Genomic DNA, 24,258 nt, shown 5'->3' with positions numbered 1-24,258 from the left:
TGCTCAGACCGCCTCTCCCTGCCGGGCGGCCGCCAGGCGGACCGCGTCCATGATCTTCTCGTAGCCGGTGCAGCGGCACAGGTTGCCCGAGAGCGCCTCGCGGATGTCCGCGTCGGTCGGGTTCGGGTTGCTCTCCAGCATCTCGTCGGCCTGGACCAGCAGGCCCGGCGTGCAGAAGCCGCACTGGACGGCGCCGGCGTCGATGAACGCCTGCTGGATCGGAGAGAGCGCTGCGCGCGGGGATGAGCCGGTGCCCTCTCCGGTCTGCGAGTCGGTGCCCTTGGCCTGCCATCCCTTGGCCTCGTCGAGCGAGGTCCCACAGGAGTCGCCGCAGGACCGCTGTTTCGCGTAGTCCGCGAGCCCCTCGACCGTGACGACCTCCCGGCCCTGCACCTGACCGGCCGCGACCAGACACGAACACACCGGTACGCCGTCCAGCCGGACGGTGCACGACCCGCACTCGCCCTGCTCACAGGCGTTCTTCGAACCCGGCAGACCGAGCCGCTCACGCAGCACGTACAGCAGGGACTCGCCCTCCCACACGTCGTCGGCTTCCTGCGAACGGCCGTTGACCGTGAAATTGACACGCATCAGGCGACTCCCTCCGTGTGTGCGGCGGTGCCGCGGTACGACTCCCAGGCCCAGGTCAGCGTGCGGCGGGCCATGACGCCGACCGCGTGCCGGCGGTAGCTCGCGGTGCCCCGGACGTCGTCGATCGGGTTGCAGGCGGCGGCGCAGAGGTCCGCGAACTGCTTGGCGACGGACGGCGTGATGATCTTGCCGTTGTCCCAGAAGCCGCCCTCTTCGAGCGCCGCGTTCAGGAACTCCTCCGCGGCCTTCGCCCGTACGGGGGTGGGGGCGGCCGAGCCGATGCCGGTGCGGACCGTGCGGGACTGCGGGTGCAGCGCCAGACCGAAGGCGCACACCGCGATCACCATGGCGTTGCGCGTGCCGACCTTGGAGTACTGCTGCGGGCCGTCGGCCTTGTTGATGTGTACGGCCCTGATGAGCTCGTCGGCGGCGAGCGCGTTGCGCTTCACACCGGTGAAGAACTCGTCGACCGGGATGAGACGGGAGCCGCGCACCGACTCGACCTCGACCTCGGCGCCGGCCGCGAGGAGGGCGGGGTGGGCGTCGCCGGCCGGGGAGGCGGTGCCGAGGTTGCCGCCGACGCCGCCGCGGTTGCGGATCTGCGGCGAGGCGACCGTGTGCGAGGCGAGGGCCAGCCCCGGCAGCTCGGGACGCAGCCGCTCCATGATCTTGCTGTACGGGACGGAGGCACCGAGCCGTACGGTGTCCGCGCCGACCTCCCACTCGTAGAGGTCGCCGATGCGGTTGAGGTCGAGCAGGTACTCGGGCCGGCGGTGGTCGAAGTTGATCTCGACCATCACATCGGTGCCACCCGCAATCGGCACAGCGGTGGGGTGCTCGGCCTTCGCGGCGAGCGCCTCCTCCCAGCTGGCGGGGCGAAGGAAGTCCATGACCGGCCCTCTTCCTCGTCTCGTGAGTCGTACTGATCGAGCCAGATCGGGTGTGGTGGGACTGGCTCGTTCATGTGCTGTTAACGCGGCGTGAAATCAGTACACAGCGCCGTGAGTCCCCTGAGTCAGTCACGGAAACCATGAAGGAGTTGGCTGGCCAAGGAGGTCATCTTGTAGATTCGTATGAACGAAGGTCACCAGTAACCTCCTTGTTTTACCGGGGAAACATCAGGCACAACCCTTGTGACCTGGGACACCTTCCGGAAGCCGACGAGCACCGCGCACAGCGGCGCTCATCAGCCCGCCGATCGGGCCCTGCCCACAATGGCCCCTCAGGATTCATCGTAGATTTCGAGACAAAGAACGGCGGCGACGAGAATGCGGCTGCGCGCACTGCTGGACACCGACGCGCTGGGCCTCAGGCTGCTCGGCGGCGAGGGCGAGCTGGACCGCACCGTCCGCGGTGTGATGACCACCGACCTCAGGGACCCCAGCCGCTATCTCTCGGGCGGGGAACTGGTGCTCACGGGCCTGGCCTGGCGCCGGGACGCCGCGGACTCCGAGCCTTTCGTACGGATCCTGGTGGCGGCCGGCGTGGCCGCTCTCGCCGCCGGCGAGGCCGAGCTCGGGGACATCCCGGACGATCTGGTGGTCGCCTGCGTCAAGCACCGGCTGCCGCTGTTCGCGGTGCACGAGTCGGTGGCGTTCGCGACGATCACCGAGCATGTCGTACGGCAGGTCTCGGGCGAGCGCGCCGGGGACCTCGCGGCGGTGGTCGACCGGCACCGGCGGATGATGACCTCAGGACCGGCGGGCGGCGGCCCGGACGTGGTCCTGGACCTCCTCGGCTCCGACCTCGACCTGAGCGCCTGGGTGCTGTCGCCGGCCGGACGGCTCATCGCGGGCCCGAAGGTGGGAGGGCCGGGACTGCCCGCCGACGTGTGCGCGAAGCTCGCGGCCGAGCATCTGACGGCCGCCCGCACCGGCCGACGGGGACCGCACCGGGTGACGCTGGGCGCCACGCCGTACGCGCTCTTCCCGATCCGCAGCAGCAGCCGCTCCCCGCAGGGCTCCCGGGACGTGCGCGAGACGGTGCTGTCGGACTGGCTACTGGCCGTCGCGGCGGATGCCGGGGACTGGCCGGAGGAGCGGCTCGACCTGCTCCAGGGCGTCACCCAGCTGATCGCGGTCGAGCGGGACCGGCGGGACGCCGCCCGTACCGTGCGCAGACGGCTCGCGCAGGAGGTGCTGGAGCTGGTGCAGACCGGTGCCGCGCCCGCCGAGATCGCGGCCCGGCTGCGGGTGGCCGCGCCCGTGCTGCTGCCCGGGCTCGGCGCGGCTCCGCACTGGCAGGTCGTCGTGGCCCGGGTGGACTGGGACGGCGGGGACATCGAGGGCGGGCCGGTCGCCCAGTCGCTGCTGGAGGAGATCCTCGTCGACCCGCTGTCGACGGGACCGGAGCCCTCCGACCGCATCGCCGTCGCCCACACCGGCGACGAGGCGATCGCCCTCGTACCCCTCCCGGCGGTGTCGACCGAGCACGACGGGTCCGAGACGGGGATCCAGGCCGACGCGCTCCTGGAGTCCGTACGGGACCCGCTGGCCGCCGGTCTGGACGAGGACGGGCGGGTCACTCTCGGCGTCAGCGCGGCCGTGCACTCGGCGGAGGGACTGCGCGGGGCGCTGGAGGAGGCCCGGCACGCACGGCGGGTGGCGGCGGCGCGGTCCGGCCGGGTGTGCGCCGCGGGCCACCAGGAGCTGGCCTCGCACGTGCTGCTGCTCCCTTTCGTCCCGGACGACGTACGGCGTGCCTTCACGGCGCGTCTGCTGGACCCGTTGCGCGACTACGACCGCCGGCACCGGGCCGAGTTGATCCCGACCCTGGAGGCGTTCCTCGACTGCGACGGCTCGTGGACGCGCTGCGCCGGCCGCCTTCACCTGCACGTCAACACACTGCGGTACCGCGTCGGCAGGATCGAGCAGTTGACGAGCCGTGACCTTTCGCGGCTGGAGGACAAGCTGGATTTCTTCCTGGCGTTGCGGATGAGCTGAAACCTCAAGCTCCGCAGAGTCCCCCGACTTTGTGAAATCCTTCACCCACCCCCTTGGCCCGGCCCCGGGATTCGTGCTGAGATGCGGCCACCACTCAACAGCTCAATGGCGTGCTGGGCCTGTCCTTCGGATCAGGTCGGTTTCAAGGGCGGTGCCTTGCGACGCCGGTGAGCGGGGCTTGGTGCGTGCAGCTGCAAGGCGGAGGAGGGAGTCGACGCGGAGCGTCGGCGACCGACGACAACGCGGCAGATGTGCGTGCCAAGCCCCGCTCACCCGAGCTGATCCGAAGGACAGGACCCTGGGGAGGGCAATGTGGCGCATACCGCCATGTCTGGTTTCGGAACGACCCCTGGTGACGATCCCCTCCAGACCGCGGTATGGCGGCTGCGCTCGCGCGCCTGCTGGGCGGATGCGGCGGCCCTGCTCCAGCCGGTCACCGCGGCGACCGCGTTGCAGCGGGCCGGGCTGTTCGTGGAGCGGTGTCTTTACACCGAGCAGGGGTGGGCGGAGGCGGAGGATGCGCTGCGCGCCGCCGAGGCCCTGGCGCACAGCGACGACGAACGGGGCGCGGCCGCTTGTGAACGCGGGTACTTGGCCTATGCGGCCACGCTGCTCGGCGTGCGTGACCGGGCCGACGAGGCACGTGCGGCTCTCGGGCGGGCGGCCGCACTGATCCTGCCGGACACCCCTGACCGGGCCCTGCTGGACTTCCGTCGCGGTCTGGTCGCCCAGAACCTCAGCGGCTCCCCGCAGGCGGCCCGCGCCGCCTACCGCCGCGCGCACGCGGGTGCCACGGCGCACGCCGACGCGCTGCTGCTGTCCTTCACCTGGCGGCATCTCGCCGGACTCGCCCTGCGGGAGGGGGAGTTGGCCGAGGCGCGGCACGGCTTCGGCGAATCGCTGCGGATTCGGGAGGAGCTGGGGTACCTGGTCGGTACGGCACCGGCCCTGGCGTCGCTGGCCGACGCGGAGGTCGAGCCCGAGGCGTCCCGGTTGCGGGAGGAGGCCCGTCGGCTGTTCCGGCTGCTGGGGGGCGTACCGACGTGGCTGGCACGGGAGTTGACGCCACCGGCGGCCACGGCCTGAGCGGGTTACCGGGCCCCGGCGAAGTGCTCCCCCACCAGTGACCGCACGACTTCGAGGTCCCGTGCGATCAGCGCGTCCAGCAGTGCCGTGTGTTCCGCGGCGTCCGCCAGCAGCTCGGCGCGGCCACGGCCCACGGGACCGCCCACCAGCGGCCACTGGGACCGGCGGTGGAGGTCTTCGGCGATCTGGACCAACTGGTCGTTGCCGGCCAGGGACAGCAGTCCGCGGTGAAAGGCCCGGTCCGACTCCGCGTACGTCGCCCGGCAGCCGGAGGAGGCCGCCCGTACGGTCGCCTCGGCGAGGGGACGCAGGTCCGCCCAGCGTTCGACCGGCATCGACCGCGCCAGTCGCAGCATCACCGGAACCTCGATCAGGGACCTGACCTCGGCCAGCTCGGCCAGCTCGAGGGCGCCGCGCTCGACGACACGGAAGCCACGGTTGGGTACGACCTCGACGGCGCCCTCCTGGGCCAGCTGCTGCATCGCCTCACGTACGGGCGTCGCCGAGACCCCGAAGCGTTCGCCCAGCGCGGGCGCCGAGTAGACCTCGCCCGGGGTCAGTTCGCCCGCGACCAGCGCGGTGCGCAGGGCGTCGAGGATCTGCCCGCGCACCGAGGACCGCTGGACGGCGGGGCGAGGACGCGGGATCGGCGCCTCGCTGTGGGTGTGCTCACCCCGGACGGCTCCGGCCGCCGCGTCCCGCTGCCGGTCCACGTCCGCCGCCCGCGGCTGCTGCGGTACCCGCATTCCGCCGGCCGACAGCTGTGCCCGCTGCGGATTCCCCGTCTCCATGGAGCCCTGCATGCCCTGGTTCACGGGGTCCTCCTCCGGGCTTGTCGGTACTTGGGGTCATTACGGCGGGTTGTTACTCGTCCGTCAAGCACCTTAGGGCCAGAAGCGGCCGGTTCAAATCCCAACGATATTGGGTAAGGTAAGGCTTACCTTTAGGCAACCCCGGCAAGACACCCAGATCGGCGGTCCTGCATGCCCGTGCCCGGCTCGGCCCTCTCGGACGCCTACACGCGTCTGACCACGGCCTTCCCGGCGCTGGCGATCACGGAACTGGGCGCCGGGGAGCAGCTCCCCCGGGAGGGCGGCTGGGTCGCCGCCGACTCGCTCGCGGAGGGCGGGGCCGGGCTCGACGCCTTCCTCGAATGGGACGACGCACAGGTAGTGCGCGACTACGGACAGCGAGCACGACCGGACGTCGTCGCCAGTTTCGCCCTGCACCGGTACGCCTGGCCGGCCTGTCTGCTGATCACCGTGCCGTGGTTCCTGGACCGCCGCGTACCCCGCTTCCCCGTGACCGGAGTCTCGTACGACCGGACGGTCCCGGAACTGCCCGTCGGCCGCATGGCCGTGCGCCCCCACAGCTTCGCCTGTCTGCCCGGCGACCCCGCCGCCGCCCTGCCCGGCGCCCGCGTGGTCGCCGACGAGGAGGCGCTGCGCGACGAGGTGCGGGAGGCCGTCGCCGAGCACCTTCAGCCGGTGCTCTCCGGGTTCGGACCGCGCATGCGGCGGCGCGGGCGCGCACTGTGGGGCATGGCGACCGACGAGGTCGTCGAAGGGCTCTGGTACGTCGCCCATCTGCTCGGCGAGCAGGAGCGGGCGATGCGGGAGCTGGAGCTGCTACTGCCGGGCGCGACCAGGCCGTACGTCGGCTCCGCCGCCTTCCGTGAACTGACCGGGCCGGACGGCGAGTCGCTGCCCACCCGGGACCGGGCGAGCTGCTGCATGTTCTACACGCTGCGCCCCGAGGACACCTGCGCCACCTGCCCGCGCACCTGCGACGCGGACCGGATCGTCAAGCTCGTGGCTACCGCGGCCAGTTGAGGCCCCTCGGACAGAAGCACCACCGTCCGCCCCGTAAGATCAACTGCGATCAGGGCACCCCTCCGGTTACAGGCACTTCACAACTTCCTCACTTGCCGCAGGAACTTTCCGTAGAACCATCCGTACGGGTAGTGTTGTTCGAACTCAACTCCCGCCCCTCAAGCGGCAGTTCGAGCAGAACGCCGCCCTGGGCATCCCCTTGCGCTTACTTGGCGGCCTCTTGCCCCGAAACCCCCTGAGGGGCGGTGGAATTGGGCCACCATGGCGGGCGTTACGCCCTATCCCAATGCAAGGGACCCCAGATGAGATTGACCGACATATCGCTGAACTGGCTGCTTCCTGGCGCCGTACTGCTCCTGGGCATGCTGGCAGCGGTGGCGGTGCTCGCGCGCGGCAAGCGCTCCTCGGGGAAGGATGCCGGCGCGGACGATTCGTGGGAGCGGACCGAGGAGCGCCGCAGGCGCAAGGAGGCCATATACGGCACCGCCTCCTACGTCCTGCTGTTCTGCTGTGCGGCGGTCGCCGCCGCCCTCTCCTTCCACGGCCTGGTCGGCTTCGGCCAGCAGAACCTGAACCTGTCCGGCGGCTGGGAGTACCTGGTCCCGTTCGGCCTGGACGGTGCGGCCATGTTCTGCTCGGTGCTCGCGGTGCGCGAGGCCAGCCACGGCGACGCGGCACTCGGCTCCCGGATACTCGTATGGACGTTCGCGGCCGCCGCGGCCTGGTTCAACTGGGTGCACGCGCCCAGGGGCCTCGGCCACGAGGGCGCGCCGCAGTTCTTCTCCGGCATGTCGCTGTCCGCGGCCGTGCTCTTCGACCGCGCACTGAAGCAGACCCGCAAGGCCGCGCTGCGCGAGCAGGGTCTGGTGCCGCGTCCGCTGCCGCAGATCCGCATCGTGCGCTGGGCGCGGGCGCCCCGCGAGACCTACAGGGCCTGGTCGCTGATGCTCCTGGAGGGCGTGCGCAGCCTGGACGAGGCCGTCGACGAAGTGCGCGAGGACAAGCGGCAGAAGGAGACGGCCCGACTGCGCCGGCGCGAGCAGGAGCGGGTCGAGCGGGCCCAGCTCAAGGCGATCAGCCGGGGCCACCGCGGCTTCGTCGGACGCGGCCACGGACGGCCGATGGAAGTGCCGGCCATGGAGCGCGGCACCGACCGAGTCACCGCGGAGCCTGCCATATCCACCCCGGAGCCGCTGCCCGTACGCTCACGGCCCTCCCTTCAGCCCGTCCGCCAGAGCTCTGACCCGATCACCGTCGACCTCACCGCGGAGGACGACACCATGGCCCTGCCACGCCTGGACTCCCTGGAGCGCAAGCTCAAGGACCTGGAGCAGCAGTTCGGCTAGGAGCCAGGAACGGATGCCGGTGGCGTCAGGGGGTACGGCCCGAGGCCGTGCCCCCTGACGCTTTGTCATACGGCTCCCGCGTCGAGCTCGAACCACACCGCCTTCCCCACCCCGTGCGGCCGTACGCCCCAGGCGTCCGCGAGGGACTGCACCAGGACCAGGCCCCTGCCGTGCGTACCGTCGTCGGCGTTCGGTACGCACAGTCTGGGCCTGCGGGCCACGAAGTCCCGTACTTCCACCCGTAGTCCACGGGGTCCGACGACGGCCGTCAGGACCGCGTCGTGGTCGGTGTGGACGAGCGCGTTGGTGACGAGCTCGCTGGTGAGCAGCTCCGCTATCTCCGACCGCCCCGGTTTCCCCCAGTGCCCCAACAGCTCGCGCAGCGCCCTGCGTGCCTCCGGCACCGCCTGTAGGTCCGCGCGTCCGAATCTGCGCCGCAGTTGCGGCGACTGCGCCGTGGCGCCGCCGGCCTCTTCCCCCGCTGTCCTAGCCGAGGAGGCCCCGATCGCCATGGGACCGCCCCCTCGTGCCTGCCTTTTCATGACCCCCGCCCGCGTGCCGATGTCGGTTCCCCTCCTGCCTCGAACACGTTCACGGGGATCCATGCCCGCTCGGGCTCTCGCCAGTCATGTGGAATCGTCAACGACCGGATGTTCGGCCACGGGTGCGGAGGGCGCCGCCGGTGAATGAGCGCAGGTAGAGGTTCCCTTCGACACGCCGGGCGGCCGCGGGAGGGGTACGGAGACCGGGTCGGGGTCGGCCCAACTGCCGACTGCGCTCTGCCGATCCCGCCGTACTCGACGAAGCCGTGAGGCAGTAGGGCCCGAGCCCTCCCCCAAGCCGGTGAATCTGGCCGGAAAACGCCGCTATTGACCGTTGTTCAGGTGCGTTCCCCCATGGGTCAGTAGAGCTTGGCGACGGCCGTGGTGGTCGTTTTCCTGAAGGCGGTCACCGGTGCGTCGTCGAAGTCGCCCAGTTGCGACCACTCCACGACCGTGACGGTGCGTCCGTCCCGGCCGACCGAGAGGAGGTGGATGTCCGTCGCGCCCCAGGAGGTTTCGGTGTGCAGGCCGTGGACGCGGGCGCCGTCTTCGACGGGCAGCGTGCCGTAGTCCTTGTGGACGGCCTCGGTCTCCGGGTCGCGCTGCTCGATGCGGGTCGGGCAGGACCGGATCTCCGCGTCGAGGCGTGTGGCGAGGGCCTTGGCCTTGGCCGGCGAGCCCGTGACGATCGTCAACTGGCGGGCGCTGGTGTCCAGTTCGGTGTGGAAGGCGCGGTAGCGGGAGTCGTAGCCCGGCAGCGTGTCCGCCAGGCACAGCAGCAGTTCCTCCGGGACGCCGTCGGTGACCTCGCCGGCGGTCCAGGAGGACGAAGGGTGCGGCGGCAGGTCGGCGGCCGAGAGGAAGCCCGTACCGGCTGTCGCGCCGGCCGGTGCGGCCAGTACAGAAGCCAGCGTGAGGCCGGTGAGGGCGAGTAGGGTGAGCGCGCCTGCTCGGATGGGCATGGGCATGGGTGTCCCCCGTGAGTGAGTGCGTGAGTGCGATGCCGGACGCCGCCGCGGTACCAGGTGGCCGGCCCGGTCCTGGTCGGTGCGGCACCAAGAGCATCGGCGGTCACGGCGGGCGGAGGCAACCGCCGGCGCCCCATCGGCGACGGTGGAACCATCCCAGCCCGTCCGACGTGCAGGTACAGGGGAGCCTGGGACGGCGTCCCGGGAGGGGAGATACGGGGGAATGGTGCCGGAAGAGGACGACGTCGATCGGTTCGCGGCGCTGCTGAGGCAGTTGAAGGCGCGTACGGACCGCAGTTACGGTGCGCTGGCCCGCCGCCTGCACATGAACACCTCCACCCTGCACCGCTACTGCGCGGGCGAAGCGGTCCCTCTCGACTTCGCCCCCGTGGAACGCTTCGCCGCACTGTGCGGGGCGTCTTCGGAGGAGCGGTTGGAGCTGCACCGGCTGTGGCTGGCCGCGGTGGCGGCCCGACAGCGCTCCGCGGGGAAGGCGAAGACGACGGAAGCGGACGGTATGGACCGTACGGACTCGGTGGAGCCGACCGACACGGCGCTGGATCCTGTCCCCGCACCCGCCTCCAACTCCGCCGCTCCCCGCACCCCTTGGTACCGCCGCCGACGCATCACGGTCACGACGGCCGCCGTGACGGCCGCGCTGCTCGCCACCCTGGGCAGCCTCGCCGCGCTGCCGGACGGGCGCTCCTCGGTGGACGGCAGTGCACGGTCGGCGGGCCCCGCCGCCACGACGTCGTCCGGCGCACCGAAGAGCCCGTCGGCGAAGTCGCCCAGCGCCTCCCCCGGATCGGCCACACCGTCCCCGTCCGTCAGCGGCAAGGCGACCACGTCCGCACCGCCCAGCGACGGCGGCGGCGCCCCCTCCGGCGACGGCCCGTCGGGCGGCGGCTCCTCCGGCGGCGAACAGCCGCCGACCGGCACGGCCGCCGTGCCGCTCACCTGGACCGCCAACTCCCATGAGTGGGCCCTCGGTTGCGCTCACGACTACATCGTCGACAAGGCGCCGCAACAGGTCCCTCCGCCGCCGGTGTCGCAGGACGCCGCGAACTGGGCCCGGGAGCTCGGGGCGGTGCACGGGCGGGAGCAGCTGGTGGAGATCTCGGTGCAGGGGCGCGACTCCACCGCGGTGGTCCTGGAGGCGCTCCGCGTCCGGGTGGTGGGCCGCGCCGAGCCCGTCGCCGGGAACGTGTACTCCATGGACCAGGGCTGCGGCGGATCGCTCTCCCCGCGCTACTTCGACGTCAACCTGGACATCAGCCGGCCCATCGCCCGCCCGGTCGACGGCGGCGACGAGAACGGCCCGATCCCGGCGGTGCGCATGCCCTACCGGGTCTCCTCCGAGGACCCGGAGGTACTGCTCGTCACCGCGACGACCCGGACCTGCGACTGCCGCTGGTTCCTGGAGCTCGACTGGTCCTCACAGGGGCGCTCCGGAACGGTCCGCATCGACGACCACGGCCGTCCGTTCCGCACGAGCGGCATCGAGGGCCTGCCCCGCTACTGGTACTCCGAGCTTCAGTGGGTTCCCCGGACCGACTGAGCACGATCTTCCTGCCGGCGCACCATCTCGGTGATCCAGGTGGGCGCGAACGGAGACGTGCAGCCCGGGGACGTCGGGTAGTCCTTGAGCACCTCCAGGCGCTCACCGATGTCGAGGGCACGGGCGCGGTGCTCGGCGTGCTCGATGCCGATCTGCGCCAGGCAGTGGTTCATCGCCCACTGGAGGCGGTCCGGGGCGTCCTTCATCTCCGCCTCGATGACGTCGAGCAGCCCGGCGAGGCCGAGTCCCTCGGGCTTCTTCGCCACGCGTTCGGTGGTCAGCGCCCAGCCGGCACTCGCGACCACCGGATCCGGATCGGCGGACCAGGCCAGGCGCAGCTCCTCGGAGTGCGGGCTCTTCTTCACCACGTAGTTCACGAGCCAGTCGTGCACCTTGGGTGCGCGCGCCTCGCGCACCATGGCGTCCAGCTCGGCACGCTCGAAGGCCTTCGGGCGGCAGATCAGAAGCGCCAGCAGTCTCGCCGCGGTGTCATCCGTCTCCCAGAGCCGGCGCGCGAGTTCCTGCTGTGTCTTCAGCCGCTTCGCGAGCGCGCGCAGCTTGCTGAGGTTCACACCGTGATCGTCACCGTGCTTCTCGTTCACCGCGCGTGCCTTCGGGTCGTCGAGCGCGGCCAGCTCGGCCATCACCTCGGCCACCGTCGTCTCGGTCGGCGTCATCCCGGCCACCTCGGCCTCCTGTCCATCGCGTGCGAGAGTCAGCCTACGAGGTCGTGCGGTCACTCCTCCCAGACGGCGGCGGCCGTACGGTCGTCGGCGTATCCCTTGACCCGGGTCTGGGTGTCGGCGAGGAACGCGGCGAGACCGGGCGGGGTGGGGCCCGACCATCGGCCGGTCAGGTACTTGCACAGTTCGGGTTCGCCGCGCAGGGGTTCGGCCAGGCCGCCGGTGCACATCAGGAGCGTGTCACCGGGGCGGGCGACGGAGGCACGGAAGCGGAAGGGTTCGCGGGGCGGCTCGAGTGCGGGTTCGTACGGGCTCGGGGGGGTCGGGATGCCCAGGTCCATGGTGAGCCGGTCGCCCTCGGGGGTCTCGTGCGGGAGCGAGCCGAAGCCGACGACGGGTTCGCCGGTGATGTCGCCGATCTGCGGCTCGATGTCATGCCACTCGCCGTCCCTGAGCCGGAACAGTCCGCCCGCTCCGACGCCGAAGAACACGCGCGTACGGCACTCGGGGTCGGCGGGCAGCAGCAGGCAGCGCAGGGTGGCCGCGTACTCCTCGGGGTCGATGCCCTGCTCGGCGGCGGTGGCGCGGAGCTTGCCGAGGCTGCGGTCGGTGAGCCGGTGCAGCCCGGACTTCAGATCACCGCGCCGGGCGGCCCGGATGTCCTCGCTGAGCCGGGCATGGCTGCGTCCCACGGCCCGTCCGATCCAGTGGCAGGCCTCGGCGGCCGCCCGGTGCGCCCCCGGTGTCGCACGGGCGCCGGTCGCCATCGCCACGAGGATCAACGTGTGGTCGCCGCTGCCGAACCGCGCCATGAGCAACGAATCGCGCCGCGGCTCGCCCCGGTACCGCGCGGAGTCCCCCCGCACGGAGACAGCCCGCAACGAACACGCCCCGTACCGCGCCCCGTCCAGCACGGTGTCCGCGACCAGATCGTCCAGCTCATCCGGATCGGCGGGGGGCAACGCGGTGGGTTCGGCGTCGTAGGTGGGAGGTCCTGAGCCGACGTAGTCGAGGGACGGGGGCGGGGTTGTGGGGATGTCGACGCGCGTGGGCGCGGCATGGCGGGCGGGCGGCGAGGTGGCCGGGGCTTCGGCGCCGGGTCCTGCGGGACGCGGAGGTCTTGCGGGGCGCTCCTCCGAGTCGGGCTCGACGGGGGGACGAGCGGGCACCGGCACGGAAGGAGCCTCGGAAGGCACGTCGGCCGAGTCATCGGCCCCTCCCCGGGGGGAACCGGCTCTCCTGTCGCTGTTCGCCACCGTGTCGTCCCGCGCCGACCCCGGCGGTGTGTCCTCCGGGGTCCATGACGCCGGGGTGGTCGTGGCCGGTGTCTCCGTCGAGGTGCGGGCGGCGCCGGTCGTCGAGGGCGGCTGGTCGGCGAAGCCGGGGGGCTTGGGACCCGGCGGGAACGTCGCCGGGGGCGGAGATGCGGTGGGCGGGGATTCCCAGGGGGCCCGGTGCCGTCCCGGGCCCCCTGTCGGTGAGGCCCCGGCTCGCGGCTGAGGGACTGTCGCCCCCGACGCACTGCCGTCGCCCAAAGCCCCCGAGTCCGACGCACTGCCGTCGCCCACCGCCCCCGCCGCCGAGACGAACCGGTCGTCGACCGAGTCGGGCTCGGCCGTGGGGCCCGTGTCGTCGGTGGAGTCGTTGTACAGCTGTCCCCACCAGTCGTCCTCGTGACCGGTGGGACTTCCCCCCTGCTGGCTCATGCCCCCAATTGTCCACCGCACGGGCCGGATGAAAACGGGGCATCGGGAAAAGAAGTCGCCGGGCGATCCCACCCCCCACGGGAGAACCGCCCGGCGACGCCTGTCGCGCCCCGTGAGGGGCGCGCGTCTCCAGCGGAGCGCTAGCGCACGTCGTAGGCCCGGGTCACGATCTGGGTGACCGCATTGCCGTTCGTGTCGGTCAGCCGGGCCCTGAGTGTGACCTGCTTACCTGAGGCTCCGCTGTGGTTCACCACCGCGTTCCAGCCACCGTCACCCCGCTCCATGCGCGCCTCGGTCCAGGTCTCCCCGCCGTCGTACGAGTAGGCCACCTGCGCGGAGGTCAACCCTCCGGGCTCGTAGCCCGCGTGACCGGTCGCCGTGAGGCCGATGCGCAGCCCGTCCCGCGCCGGGAGCGTCTTGAGCCCGTCCTCCGGCAGTTCGTAGCGCGGGAAGAGCAGCGGGACGCCCTGGGAGTAGACGTCCTCGTCGAGGCCGGAGCGGAAGGACCAGGTCGTCGTCGTGCTCGTCGACCGGTTCCACACACGTGCGGGCGGGCCGATCTTCATGGTGTTCAGGGTGAGTTCGTACGGCGACTCCTCGGCCGGTACCTCGAACACCCCGAACGGATAGGGGCTGTCGCCGATCGTCTCGCCGTCCTGTTTCAGCACCATGTTCCCGATGTCACCGAAACCGCCCTGAACTCCCCGGTGTTGGGCATCGCCCCAGAACCCGGGCGCCACACCGATCAGGTTGCCCTGCCGCTCGGCGGCGAGCGCCTGCTCCCCGCTGTCGTCGAGCGGGGCGACCGGCGAGACGACCCCGCCGTACCACTCCTCGGTCCGGCGCTCCCCCTTCTCGTACGTCCGCACCGGGTCGATCATGAACTCGCCCCACGGGAAGCTGCTGGACACATCGTGCCCCCAGCCGGTCGTGCCGGCCGAGTGGTACTCGGTGCGGGTGAAGGGCGCGGGCACGGTCTCCAAGTCACCGAAGTAGCCGGACAGTCCACTGGGGCGCGTCATCGTCATCAGGTCGATGTAGTCGGTGGCCGTACCCATCGCCTGGTACGTCGCCGTCGTCGCCGCCAGCTCCTTGTCCCGCGCGCGGTAGGCGCGGTCACCGTGGACCGGTCCCGTCTCCGGGAAGGCGAGGCTGTAGACGTACGGGCTCTTGGCCGTGGCCTTCCAGCGCAGGGTCACGTCCGTCGCCGCGAGCAGGGCCGTCGCTTCCTCGGCCGGGATGCCGAGGACGGGCAGCGGGCCGCCGGTGAAGCCCGCCGACGGATACCAGCGGCCGGGCGCCTCGCGGTATCCGAGGACGGCGACCGCACCGGCCGCCTTCGCACGCTCCGCGATCTCGTACGCGCTGCCGCTGTCCGGCAGCTCGACGAGCGCGATCTTCCCGGCGGCGCCCGAAAGGTCCTCCTGGGTACCGGACTTGGCGTCGAACAGCGGCGCCCGGCCCGTGCCGTCCAGGTTCGCCGAACTCGTCGACGCGGTCACCGGATGCAGTGACCGCCCGCCCACGACGGCGAGTTCGGTGATCTGCGGGGCTGCCGCGCGCCAGAAGCTGTCGAACTCGAAGCTGCCGTCGGTGGCCCGGCCGTCGACCGAGGCGTAGTAGCCCCGGACGGTCCGGTTGCCGACCGCGGTGCCGGCGTGCAGCCAGGTGTCGTCCCAGCTGCGCGCGAACCCGAGCGTGGCGGCCCGGATCTCGGACGGCTTGTCCGTCCGCACGCTCAGCCGGTGGGCCTTGCGGGCGTCGAGCACGACGGTCGTGTCCTTGCGGATCTCCAGCTGCGGACGGGCCACGAAGGCGAGGGAGTTGATGAGCGTGCCTTCGGTCTCCGGCGTGGTGATGAAGCTGGAGAGGAAGTAGCTGCCCGGGCGGATCGCGTACGTCTGGTCGGTCGCGCCGTCGTTGAACCGCCGCTCGCCGCTGAGCGAAGTCGGCAGCGGTTCGGCATCGCCCTGAAGGGGCGCGGGGAACTGCGCGACCAGCCACGACGGACCCGCAGACGACCGACGCCCAATCGTGGCACTTCCCGCGGAGCGCTCGGTGCCGATGACGTCGACGGAGGAGGCGCCGTCGGCGGGCTTGCCGAGGCGGTCGACGAGCTTGACCCGCAGGGTGACCGTCTCAGGCTGGACGTAGAGGGAGAAGGGCGTCGAGACGGTGACGCCGTCGGCCGTGGCGACGACGCGGCCGGTGATGTCGCCGTACTGGGCACGCTTGAGGCTCGCGGTCGGGTCGACGGCGAGCGGGACCTCGACGGTCTTCCCCGCCGGGACGGCGACGGAGCGGGCCGTGAGGTGGGCGATCGGTGAGCGGACGGTGGAGCCGTCGTTGCCGGTTACGGCGGGCACCGACAACTTCAACTCCACCGCCCTGTCCGTGGTGTTGGTGTAGGGCACGGCGACCGTCGTGCGGTCGCTGCGGTCCTGCGGCCAGTTGAAGCTGCCGCCCTGGACCGCGGGGGCGCCGAGCACCGGCTGGTCGATCGCGGTCGCCACGTCGAGTCGTCCGCCGCCCGCCTCCCGGACGTCGCCGGGGATGTCCGCGTCGGCCGAGGAGACCAGGGCCGCCTTGATCTGCTGGGCGGACCAGTCGGGGTGGCGCTGCTTGACCAGCGCCGCCGCGCCCGCGACATGCGGCGTCGCCATCGACGTACCACTCATGGACTGGTACGCGTAGACGCCACGGCCGCCCGCGTTGGCGGCGGAGATGCCGACGCCCGGGGCGGTGATCTCGGGCTTGAGGGTGTGGGAGCCGTACGCCGGGCCGCGGCTGGAGAAGGAGGCTGTGGAGTCGTCGCGGTCGACGGCGCCGACGGTGAGGACGCTCGGGGCGCAACCGGGCGAGGAGACGGTGTTGTTGCCGGGTCCGGTGTTGCCGGCGGCGATGACGAACAGGGTGTCCTTGCTCGACCTGGCGAGTTCCTCGGTGGCCTGGGCCATCGGGTCGCCGCAGTCGGTGCGGGCCGGGTTGCCGAGGCTCATGGAGACGACGTCGGCGCCCTGGTCGACCGCCCACTGCATGCCGGCGATGATCCAGGAGGTCTCGCCGTAGCCGTAGTCGTTGAGGACCTTGCCGTTGAGGAGTCCGGCGCCCGGCGCGACGCCCTTCTTCCTGCCGTCGCTCGCCGCGCCCGTGCCGCCGACCGTGGAGGTGGTGTGGGTGCCGTGGCCGTCGCGGTCGGCAGCGTCCTCGGAGTCGGTGAAGTTCTTCGCCGCGGTGATCCGGCCCTTGAGGTCCGGGTGGTCGGCGTCGGCCCCGGTGTCGAGGACGGCGACCTTGGTGCCCTTGCCGTCGTAGCCCGCGGCCCAGGCCTCGGGGGCATGCACCTGCCGGGTCGAACGGTCCAGCGTGGCCTGCACCTTGGCGTCGAGCCACAGCTTCTTCACGTCGCCCCGGCTGACGTCGGCCCAGAAGTCGGCGGTCTTCGCCTTGTCCGTCTTCAGTGCCACGCCGTCGATCGGGTCGAGGACGAGTTCGCGTTCGGCGCCGCGCGGCGTGGCGGGGACGCTGCGGGCCACGGACCGGTCGTACGTCGCGATGAGCGGGAGCGTCTCGCTGTGCGCGTCGTCGTAGCCCTGGCGGACCAGGCCGGTGACATTGAAGAGTTCCTCGTCGACGCGGCCGGCGGCGAGCGCCTCGATCGCGCTCTCGGGGTAGACGTACAGGTCGTCGCCGGAGCGGCGGGTCTGGGTGACGGGGGTCGTGCCGTCCGGGCCGGGCAGGGTGACGGCCCCGTCCTTCGTGACGAGGACCCGGTCGCCGGTGACGAGGGTGACGACGGAACCGGCGCCGGGGGTGGCCCGGCTGCCGGTCGGCGGTCTCGGCTCGTCGGTCGCGTGCGTGGGCACGGCTGTCGTGACGGCCAGGACGGCGGCGGTCGCCGCCCCCAGGGCCGTACGCCGTAGGGCTCTCCCCAAGATCGCCTTCTTCCCGTGCGGCCGCCTGCCCGCGGGCGTATCTGCGCAGGCCAAGGAGGCCCAATACGGGCAATGCGGACGGTGGTTGATGCTGCGGTGGCGTCACCTTGGCAGAGTGGCGGGTGGTACGGCGATGATGTGCCGAGGCGGGTTTGCGCCGTGGCCGGTTTCCGCCACGGGGTCATTGGGGAGGGACGGCGCCGCATGCTGGCAGCGATAGGCCTGGACGAGACGCACGAGTCGGCGTACCGGGCGCTGGTGTCGGTGGGCGCGGCCGACGTACCCGATCTCGCCCGGCGGCTGACGCTCGGCGAGTACGACACCGAGCGCGCCCTGCGCCGACTGGAGCGGCACGGACTCGCGGCCCAGTCGTCGGCCCGGCCGGGGCGCTGGGTCGCCGCGCCGCCCGGGGTGGCGCTGGGCGCGCTCCTCACCCAGCAGCGGCACGAACTGGAGAAGGCGGAGCTGGCGGCCGCGCTGCTCGCCGAGGAGTACCGGGCGGCGGCCGCCGAGCCCGCCGTCCATGACCTGGTCGAGGTGGTGATCGGGTCGGCCGCGGTCTCCCAGCGCTTCCTCCAGCTCCAGCTCGGGGCGAGCGAGGAGGTGTGCGCGCTGGTCACCGGCAACCCGGTCGTGGTCACCGGCACGGAGAACGACGCGGAGGAGCAGGCGGCCGGGCGCGGGGTGCGCTACCGGGTGGTCGTCGAGCGGTCGGTCCTCGATCTGCCGCACGGGATCACCGAGCTGTCCGACGCGCTCGGCCGTGACGAGCAGGTGCGGATGGTGGACCGGGTGCCGACCAAGCTGGTGGTCGCCGACCGGACGCTCGCCATGGTCCCGCTGACCTCGCACACCGCCGAGCCCGCCGCGCTGGTCGTGCATGCCAGCGGGCTGCTGGAACTGCTCTCCGGATTGTTCGAGTCGGTGTGGCGGGACGCGCTGCCGCTGCGGATCGGGGCCGCCGGAGTGTCGCAGGACGACCCGGACGGTCCCGACGGCACCGACCTGGAGATCCTCTCCCTGCTGCTGGCCGGGCTGACCGACGCGAGCGCGGCCAAACAGCTCGACCTGGGCCTCAGGACCGTGCAGCGCCGGGTGAAACGTCTGATGGAGCTGACCGGGGTGACGACCCGGCTCCAGCTGGGGTGGCACGCGTACGAGCGGGGGTGGGTGGCGCGGGACCGGCGGGGGTGACCTGCGCTTTCTCCTCCACTCCGGCACCCTGGACAAATGGGAGTCCTGGACCTCCTGCTGGTCGGCCTGGTCATCCTGCTCGGCCTGTGCGGAGTGCTGGTGCCCGGGGTGCCGGGGTCGTGGCTCGTGTGGGCCGCGGTCATGTGGTGGGCGCTGAAGGATCCGCAGCCCGTCGCCTGGTGGGTGCTCGTGGGCACCACCGTCGCGCTGTTCCTCTCCCAGGTGGTCCGCTGGTCCCTGCCGCCCCGGCGCCTGCGCGCGAGCGGCGCCACGCCCCGGATGGGGGTGTACGCCGGTGCGGGCGCGCTTCTCGGCTTCATCCTGATCCCGGTGCTGGGCGCCATCCCCGGCTTCATGGCCGGCATCTACCTCTACGAGCGCTTCCGGCTGGGCCGCCACGGCGAGGCGAAGGCGGCCCTGCGCACGGCGATGCGCAACGGCGGCTCGAGCGTGCTGGCGGAGCTCTTCACCTGCCTGCTGATCTTCGGGGCGTGGCTGGGCGCGGTGCTCTGGGGCTGACCTAGCGGATCGCCATTGGCCCCCTTACTCCTGGCGTCACACCCGTACGGCCCAACGAGGGCGCGCCCCGCTGGGGGCTGCCCGGCACGGAAAGGTAACCAGTCCTAGGTCCACGATCCGATGCGCCCGGTGCGGACGCCATGCTTGGCTGCCGTCATGGCGGAATTCACCGAGGCCGAACGCGCGTATCTGAAGACCCAGCGGCTGGGGCGGCTGGCCACCGTCGACCCGCAGGGTCAGCCGCAGGCGAACCCGGTCGGGATCTTCCCCCAGGACGACGGGACGATCCTGATCAGCGGCCGGGCGATGGGCACCACCAAGAAGTGGCGCAACCTCCAGAAGAACCCGAAGGTCGCTCTCGTCGTCGACGACATGATCAGCGCCCGCCCCTGGAAGGTACGCGGCGTCGACATCCGCGGCGAGGCCGAACTCTTCACCGGCCCGCACGACCTGGGCCCACACTTCAGCGAGGAGGTGATCCGCATCCATCCGCGGCGGATCCACAGCTGGGGGCTGGAGGAGAGCTGAGCAGGCCGGGTGAAGTCGGCTGCGGTTCGGCAGCGCCCCAAAGGGGCGCGGGGAACTGCGCGACCAGCCACGACGGCGCCGCAGCAGAACTCACAGCACGCCCTCAAGCGTCAGCAACCGGACCTTGCGGTCGAGGCCGCCCGCATACCCGGTCAATGAGCCGTCCGCGCCGATCACACGGTGGCAAGGGCGGAGGACGAGAAGCGGATTGGCGCCGATCGCGCCGCCGACCGCCCGTACCGCGGCGCGGGACGCTCCGATGCGGGCGGCGATCTCACCGTAGGTCGTGGTGGCGCCGTACGGCACGGAGTCGAGCGCGGACCAGACCCGCTCCCGGAACTCGGTGCCCTCGGCACGCAGCGGCAGCCGGAACTCCTTCAGGTCGTCGGCGAAATAGGCGGCGAGCTGCTCCTCCGCCTCGCGGAAGGGGCCGGGGTCGTGCTGCCAGCCGTCCTGGACGGTGCGGCCGCCCTTCTGGCCGGGCATGGAGAGGGAGGTCAGTGTGGAGTCGGCGTCGGCGGTGAGGAGGAGGGGGCCGAGGGGGCTGTCGAGGGTGGTGTAGTAGGTCATCGTTGCTCCAACTCCCCTGCTGCGCGCAGGTGTTGTAGTGCGTAGGAGCGCCAGGGGCGCCAGCTGTCGGGGACGTCCGTGCCGGGCACGGCCACGTCCGGGTCGCCGAGGGCGCGGGTGCGGATGACCGCCACCGTGCGGGCGTCCATCCCGGGCAGGGCGAGCAGCGCGTCCTGCGCCTCGTCCCGGTCGGCCCCCGGGTCCAGTCGTACGGAGCCGTCGGCGAGGGCGGCGGCGAGCGCGCCCAGGGGACCGTCCGGCTCGGCCTCCGCGAGGACGGCGGGCTCGGGGAAGACATGCGTGAGGCTGCCGCAGGGCGCGTCCAGGGCCTTGCCGTAGCGCCGTACGAGCTGCTCTGCCGCCGTACGCCCCACCAGCGCCCGCACCGCCAGCTCCTCCGGATCGGCGGCGCCCGGTGACCGCAGCCCGGGCCGGGCGGCGACCAGCGGGGCGAGCCGCGGATCGGCGCCGAGCCGCTCGTCCACGGCGTACGGATCGGCGTCCAGGTCGAACAGCCGCCGCAGCCGCTGCACGGCCGTCGTCAGGTCGCGCAGGTCGGTGAGGTGCAGCCGGGCGTCCAGCCACCCGCCGGGCCCGGGCCGCGGCAGTCCCGGCCGCTCTTCGACGGCGACGATTCCGGTGCCGTACGGAAGGCGGAGGGTGCGCCGGTACGTCCGCCGCCCGCGCGGTCCACCGATGTCCTCGACGCCGGGGACGGCCTCGTCCGCCAGCAGATCGAAGACGGCTTCGGCCTGGTACGGGCCCCGGTGCGCGAGGCGCAGCGGAACACCGGCCGTCGGAGTGGCCGTACGGCCCTTGGGCGCGGACGACCTCAGTCCGGTGGGCGTCGCGGCGTACACGGCCCTGATGGTGTCGTTGAACTGCCTGACGCTGGCGAACCCGGACGCGAACGCGATCTCCGTGACCGGCAGCGAGGTGGTCTGGAGCAGGACGCGCGCGGTGTGCGACCGCTGGGCGCGGGCCAGTGCGACGGGCCCGGCGCCGAGCTCGGCGGTGAGCTGCCGCTGGACCTGCCGCGCGCTGTATCCCAGCCGTACGGCGAGCCCGGCGACACCCTCCCGGTCGACCACGCCGTCCCCGATCAGCCGCATGGCCCGGCCCACGACATCCGCGCGCACGTTCCACTCGGCCGACCCCGGCACCGCGTCCGGCCGGCACCGCCGGCAGGCCCGGAAACCCGAGCCCTGCGCGGCGGCGGCGGTCGTGAAGAAGCGGACGTTACGGCGCTTGGGGGTGACGGCGGGGCAGCTCGGGCGGCAGTAGATGCCGGTCGTCTCGACGCCGAAGAAGAATTCGCCGTCGAACCGGGCGTCCCGGCTGCGGACCGCTTCGTACCTGGTGTCTTCGTCCATCACGTGTTCCAGTTTCCGCCGGATGAGATGTCCGGGCTGGCGGAAATCGGACGTGGAGACAACCTACTGCCAACGCCCCCGCTTCGCCTCCATCGCCGCCTTCCCCTCCGCCCCCTTCCGCTTCCAGTCCTTCCGGATCTCGGCCCTGACCCGCGCATCCGTCTTGGCCACGATCCGCTGGTTCTCCCGCAGCAGCTTGCGGTAGCTCTCCAGCCGCCGCACCGGCAGCTCCCCGGAGTCGATCGCGGCCAGGACCGCGCACCCCGGCTCGCTCTCGTGCGCGCAGTCCAGGAACCGGCACCGCTCGGCCAGCGCCTCGATCTCGGAGAACACCTGCCCGACGCCGGTCTCCGCGTCCCAGAGCCCGACGCCCCGCAGCCCCGGTGTGTCGATCAGGACACCGCCGCCCGGCAGCACCAGCAGGTTGCGGGTGGTCGTCGTATGGCGGCCCTTGCCGTCGGCGTCCCGCGTGGCCTGTACGTCCATGACGTCCTCGCCGAGCAGCGCGTTGGCGAGGGTCGACTTGCCCGCGCCGGACTGTCCGAGGAGCACGGACGTACCGCCGGAGGCGACCGCGGCGAGCACGTCGAGCCCGGCGCCGTCGACAGCGCTGACCGGCACCACCGGCACACCCGGCGCCGTGGTCTCCACGTCCTGGACGAGATGGGCGAGGGTGGCCGCGTCCGGCACCAGGTCGGCCTTGGTGAGCACGACCACCGGCTGTGCGCCGGACTCCCAGGCCAGGGCCAGGAAGCGTTCGATCCGGCCGAGGTCGACCTCCAGGGCCAGCGACACGGCGACGATCGCGTGGTCGACGTTGGCCGCGAGGATCTGCCCCTCGGACCGCTTGGAGGAGGTGGAGCGCACGAAGGCGGTACGGCGCGGCAGATAGGCCCGTACATAGCGGGGGTTGCCGCCGGGTTCGACGGCGGCCCAGTCGCCGGTGCACACGACCCGCAGCGGATCGTGCGGGGTGACGAACGCGGTGTCGGCGCGTACGGCGCCGACCGGGGTGAGGACGTCGCACTGGCCTCGGTCGACCCGTACGACACGGCCGGGCAGAAGACCCTGCTCGGCATAAGGGGCGAACGCGGCCTCCCAGTCCGCATCCCAGCCGTACGGCACGAGCGGATGCGAGGAGGACGAGAGCGAACCCTGGAGGGAAGAGAAAGACAAGGGGTGACCCTTCACACGGGTGGCCCCGGCACCGCGCTCATGGGCGCGGGAAAGGAGTGAGGTCAGCCGGAGACCACAGGGGTGGACTGAATGAACTTCCGGATGCGGGCAGCGCCCATCTCGACGACAGCCATCGGTCACACCTCCCGAACCAAGCCAGGTCACCTGCGGCAACAACCGGTCGCCGCTCGAACACCGCCGACTGTAGCGGTGCGCGGTCCGCGGCACCACCGAATTACGCGCTGGTCCCGGGCGGTACGACGGGTTCGCGGGGTGCACGATGCCGGATCAGGACGGTTCGTGATTCGGTCATGTCGGGGACGGCGTAGGCGGGCCCTTCGACTCCCTGGCCGCTGTCCTTGACCCCGCCGTACGGCATGGGGTCGGGGTGGCAGCTGGACGTGTCGTTGATGATGACGCCGCCCGTCCGAAGCCGGCGGGCGAAGGTGAGGGCGACGTCGAGGTCCTGGCAGAACACCCCGGCCTGGAGGCCGTAGTCGGTGGCGTTGGCCAGGAGTACCGCCTCGTCGAGGGAGCCGACCCGGGCGATGGCGAGCAGCGGGGCGAACGCCTCCTCGGAGGCGAGGCGGGCGCTGCCCGGCAGCCCGGCCAGAACCGCCGGGGCGATCATCGTGCCGGCCCGGGTTCCTCCCGTGAGGAGCAGGCTCCCTCGGCCGACGGCGTCCTTGACCAGGTCCTCCGCACGTTGTGCCGCCGGCGGGCCGATCAGCGGGCCGACCTGGGTTCCGGGCGCCCGCGGATCGCCGTACGGGATGGCCCGGACGAGGGCGGTGAGCCGTGCGGTGACCTCGTCCGCGATCGTCTCGTGTACGAGGAGGCGCTGCACGGAGGTGCACACCTGCCCGGCCTTGCGGTATCCGGCGCGTACGACGAGCGGCAGGGCGTGGTCGAGGTCGGCGTCGCGCCAGAGCAGGGTCGGGGAGTTCGAGCCGAGTTCCAGGTGGGTACGGGCGAGACCGCTGACGGCCCGGATGTGGCGGCCGACCGCGGTCGACCCGGTGAAGGTGATGTAGCGGACGTCGGGGTGCCGTACGAGCTGGTCGCCGACCGTCTCGCCGGGGCCGGGCAGCAACTGCACCAGCCGCTCGGGCAGTTCGGCGTCGAGCAGTGCCTGTACGAGGGCGACCGCACTCAGTGGCGTCTGCTCGGCCGGCTTGAGCACCACCGCGTTGCCCGCCGCGAGAGCGGGTGCGATCTTGTGGGCGACGGTGCTGAGGGGCGCGTTGAAGGGCGTGATGGCGGCGACCACACCGACCGGGACCCGCAGGGTGAAGCAGAGCGAGTCGTCGTGCCCGGTGGCGGCCTGGACCGGGACCAGCTCGCCGGTCAGCCGCAGGGCCTCCTGGGCGCAGAGCTCGAAGATGAGAAGTGTGCGGTCGAGTTCGGTGGTGGCGTCCGACGGGGTGAAACCGGTTTCGGCAACGTACTGCGCGACGATCGTGTCGCGCCGCTCGTCCAGGAGCCGGGCGGCCCGGCGCAGGACCATCGCACGTTCCCCGCACGGGAGTTGGCCCACTGCGCGGGTCGCCGACGCGACGGCCGCGGCCACCTGGTCCGGTCCGGGGACATGGAGTGCGGCGATCGTCTCACCGGTGTACTTGTCCGCCACCGGGAGTCTGCCGGTGCCGTGCGTCCAGGTCCCGTCGACGAGAAGTCCCGTGCCGTGGTCCACCACATCAGCCCCCACT

The 24,258-nt window shown here is 72.1% G+C and carries 20 protein-coding genes; 8 read left to right on the top strand and 12 right to left on the bottom strand.

What is annotated here, in order from left to right:
- Positions 1 to 3: 3 nt before the first annotated feature.
- Together KCH87_RS05355 and KCH87_RS05350 are read right to left on the bottom strand one after the other, a co-directional pair.
- A complete protein-coding gene (locus KCH87_RS05355; RefSeq protein WP_210584556.1) occupies positions 4 to 591 on the bottom strand; it encodes a (2Fe-2S)-binding protein in 588 nt (195 codons plus the stop codon).
- A complete protein-coding gene (locus tag KCH87_RS05350; RefSeq protein WP_210584554.1) occupies positions 591 to 1,481 on the bottom strand; it encodes a xanthine dehydrogenase family protein subunit M in 891 nt (296 codons plus the stop codon). The genes KCH87_RS05355 and KCH87_RS05350 overlap by 1 nt, the downstream gene beginning before the upstream one ends.
- A gap of 378 nt (positions 1,482 to 1,859) precedes the next feature.
- Between KCH87_RS05350 and KCH87_RS05345 the strand changes: the two genes are divergently transcribed.
- On the top strand, positions 1,860 to 3,533 hold the full coding sequence (locus KCH87_RS05345) for a PucR family transcriptional regulator ligand-binding domain-containing protein (protein ID WP_210584552.1): 1,674 nt from the start codon (positions 1,860 to 1,862) through the stop codon (positions 3,531 to 3,533).
- Between the two features lie 312 nt (positions 3,534 to 3,845).
- A complete protein-coding gene (locus KCH87_RS05340; protein ID WP_210584551.1) occupies positions 3,846 to 4,619 on the top strand; it encodes a hypothetical protein in 774 nt (257 codons plus the stop codon).
- A gap of 5 nt (positions 4,620 to 4,624) precedes the next feature.
- Here the strand turns inward: KCH87_RS05340 and KCH87_RS05335 are convergent, their stop codons facing one another.
- A complete protein-coding gene (locus tag KCH87_RS05335) occupies positions 4,625 to 5,434 on the bottom strand; it encodes a GntR family transcriptional regulator (protein WP_308298749.1) in 810 nt (269 codons plus the stop codon).
- Positions 5,435 to 5,602: 168 nt separating this feature from the next.
- Here KCH87_RS05335 and KCH87_RS05330 point away from each other — a divergent pair, with 168 nt between their 5' ends.
- Together KCH87_RS05330 and KCH87_RS05325 are read left to right on the top strand one after the other, a co-directional pair.
- Positions 5,603 to 6,451 (top strand): (2Fe-2S)-binding protein, encoded by an 849-nt coding sequence (locus KCH87_RS05330; RefSeq protein WP_210584549.1) that lies wholly within the window; start codon positions 5,603 to 5,605, stop codon positions 6,449 to 6,451.
- 302 nt (positions 6,452 to 6,753) lie between these two features.
- On the top strand, positions 6,754 to 7,797 hold the full coding sequence (locus tag KCH87_RS05325) for a DUF2637 domain-containing protein (protein ID WP_210584547.1): 1,044 nt from the start codon (positions 6,754 to 6,756) through the stop codon (positions 7,795 to 7,797).
- Positions 7,798 to 7,862: 65 nt separating this feature from the next.
- Here the strand turns inward: KCH87_RS05325 and KCH87_RS05320 are convergent, their stop codons facing one another.
- Positions 7,863 to 8,309: an ATP-binding protein gene (locus KCH87_RS05320; protein ID WP_210584546.1), complete on the bottom strand. Its 447-nt coding sequence runs from the start codon at positions 8,307 to 8,309 to the stop codon at positions 7,863 to 7,865.
- Positions 8,310 to 8,698: 389 nt separating this feature from the next.
- The gene (locus KCH87_RS05315; protein WP_210584545.1) at positions 8,699 to 9,307 is read right to left on the bottom strand and encodes a hypothetical protein; all 609 of its coding nucleotides are present in this window, start codon (positions 9,305 to 9,307) and stop codon (positions 8,699 to 8,701) included.
- A gap of 223 nt (positions 9,308 to 9,530) precedes the next feature.
- Between KCH87_RS05315 and KCH87_RS05310 the strand changes: the two genes are divergently transcribed.
- Positions 9,531 to 10,865, top strand: a complete 1,335-nt coding sequence (locus KCH87_RS05310) for a helix-turn-helix transcriptional regulator (RefSeq protein ID WP_210584544.1) — start codon at positions 9,531 to 9,533, stop codon at positions 10,863 to 10,865.
- Here the strand turns inward: KCH87_RS05310 and KCH87_RS05305 are convergent.
- The 3 genes from KCH87_RS05305 to KCH87_RS05295 form a co-directional block, all read right to left on the bottom strand.
- The gene (locus KCH87_RS05305; protein ID WP_247195711.1) at positions 10,841 to 11,542 is read right to left on the bottom strand and encodes a DNA alkylation repair protein; all 702 of its coding nucleotides are present in this window, start codon (positions 11,540 to 11,542) and stop codon (positions 10,841 to 10,843) included. The genes KCH87_RS05310 and KCH87_RS05305 overlap by 25 nt on opposite strands.
- A 59-nt stretch (positions 11,543 to 11,601) precedes the next feature.
- The gene (locus KCH87_RS05300; protein WP_210584542.1) at positions 11,602 to 13,254 is read right to left on the bottom strand and encodes a protein phosphatase 2C domain-containing protein; all 1,653 of its coding nucleotides are present in this window, start codon (positions 13,252 to 13,254) and stop codon (positions 11,602 to 11,604) included.
- Between the two features lie 140 nt (positions 13,255 to 13,394).
- On the bottom strand, positions 13,395 to 17,189 hold the full coding sequence (locus tag KCH87_RS05295; protein WP_210584541.1) for a S8 family serine peptidase: 3,795 nt from the start codon (positions 17,187 to 17,189) through the stop codon (positions 13,395 to 13,397).
- A gap of 204 nt (positions 17,190 to 17,393) precedes the next feature.
- Here KCH87_RS05295 and KCH87_RS05290 point away from each other — a divergent pair, with 204 nt between their 5' ends.
- The 3 genes from KCH87_RS05290 to KCH87_RS05280 all read left to right on the top strand — a co-directional run bounded on the left by KCH87_RS05290 (position 17,394) and on the right by KCH87_RS05280 (position 19,430).
- On the top strand, positions 17,394 to 18,383 hold the full coding sequence (locus tag KCH87_RS05290; protein WP_210584540.1) for a LuxR family transcriptional regulator: 990 nt from the start codon (positions 17,394 to 17,396) through the stop codon (positions 18,381 to 18,383).
- 36 nt (positions 18,384 to 18,419) lie between these two features.
- The gene (locus tag KCH87_RS05285) at positions 18,420 to 18,902 is read left to right on the top strand and encodes a DUF456 domain-containing protein (RefSeq protein ID WP_210584538.1); all 483 of its coding nucleotides are present in this window, start codon (positions 18,420 to 18,422) and stop codon (positions 18,900 to 18,902) included.
- Between the two features lie 156 nt (positions 18,903 to 19,058).
- Positions 19,059 to 19,430, top strand: coding sequence for a PPOX class F420-dependent oxidoreductase (locus KCH87_RS05280; protein WP_210584536.1), 372 nt, complete (start codon positions 19,059 to 19,061; stop codon positions 19,428 to 19,430).
- Between the two features lie 90 nt (positions 19,431 to 19,520).
- On the opposite strand, the gene KCH87_RS05275 is transcribed toward KCH87_RS05280, so the two are convergent.
- The 4 genes from KCH87_RS05275 to KCH87_RS05260 all read right to left on the bottom strand — a co-directional run bounded on the left by KCH87_RS05275 (position 19,521) and on the right by KCH87_RS05260 (position 24,257).
- On the bottom strand, positions 19,521 to 20,000 hold the full coding sequence (locus KCH87_RS05275; RefSeq protein ID WP_210584534.1) for a methylated-DNA--[protein]-cysteine S-methyltransferase: 480 nt from the start codon (positions 19,998 to 20,000) through the stop codon (positions 19,521 to 19,523).
- Positions 19,997 to 21,373 (bottom strand): DNA-3-methyladenine glycosylase 2 family protein, encoded by a 1,377-nt coding sequence (locus KCH87_RS05270; RefSeq protein ID WP_210584532.1) that lies wholly within the window; start codon positions 21,371 to 21,373, stop codon positions 19,997 to 19,999. The genes KCH87_RS05275 and KCH87_RS05270 overlap by 4 nt, the downstream gene beginning before the upstream one ends.
- 63 nt (positions 21,374 to 21,436) lie before the next feature.
- Positions 21,437 to 22,549, bottom strand: coding sequence for a ribosome small subunit-dependent GTPase A (gene rsgA / locus KCH87_RS05265; RefSeq protein WP_210584530.1), 1,113 nt, complete (start codon positions 22,547 to 22,549; stop codon positions 21,437 to 21,439).
- A gap of 235 nt (positions 22,550 to 22,784) precedes the next feature.
- Positions 22,785 to 24,257, bottom strand: a complete 1,473-nt coding sequence (locus KCH87_RS05260; protein ID WP_210584528.1) for an aldehyde dehydrogenase family protein — start codon at positions 24,255 to 24,257, stop codon at positions 22,785 to 22,787.
- Position 24,258 lies beyond the last annotated feature (1 nt).

The organism is Streptomyces sp. GESEQ-35 (assembly GCF_017948485.1).
Classification (GTDB): domain Bacteria; phylum Actinomycetota; class Actinomycetes; order Streptomycetales; family Streptomycetaceae; genus Streptomyces.
The sequence above is the reverse complement of the archived record's forward strand: the minus strand, read 5'-3'. Positions and strand labels throughout refer to the sequence as shown.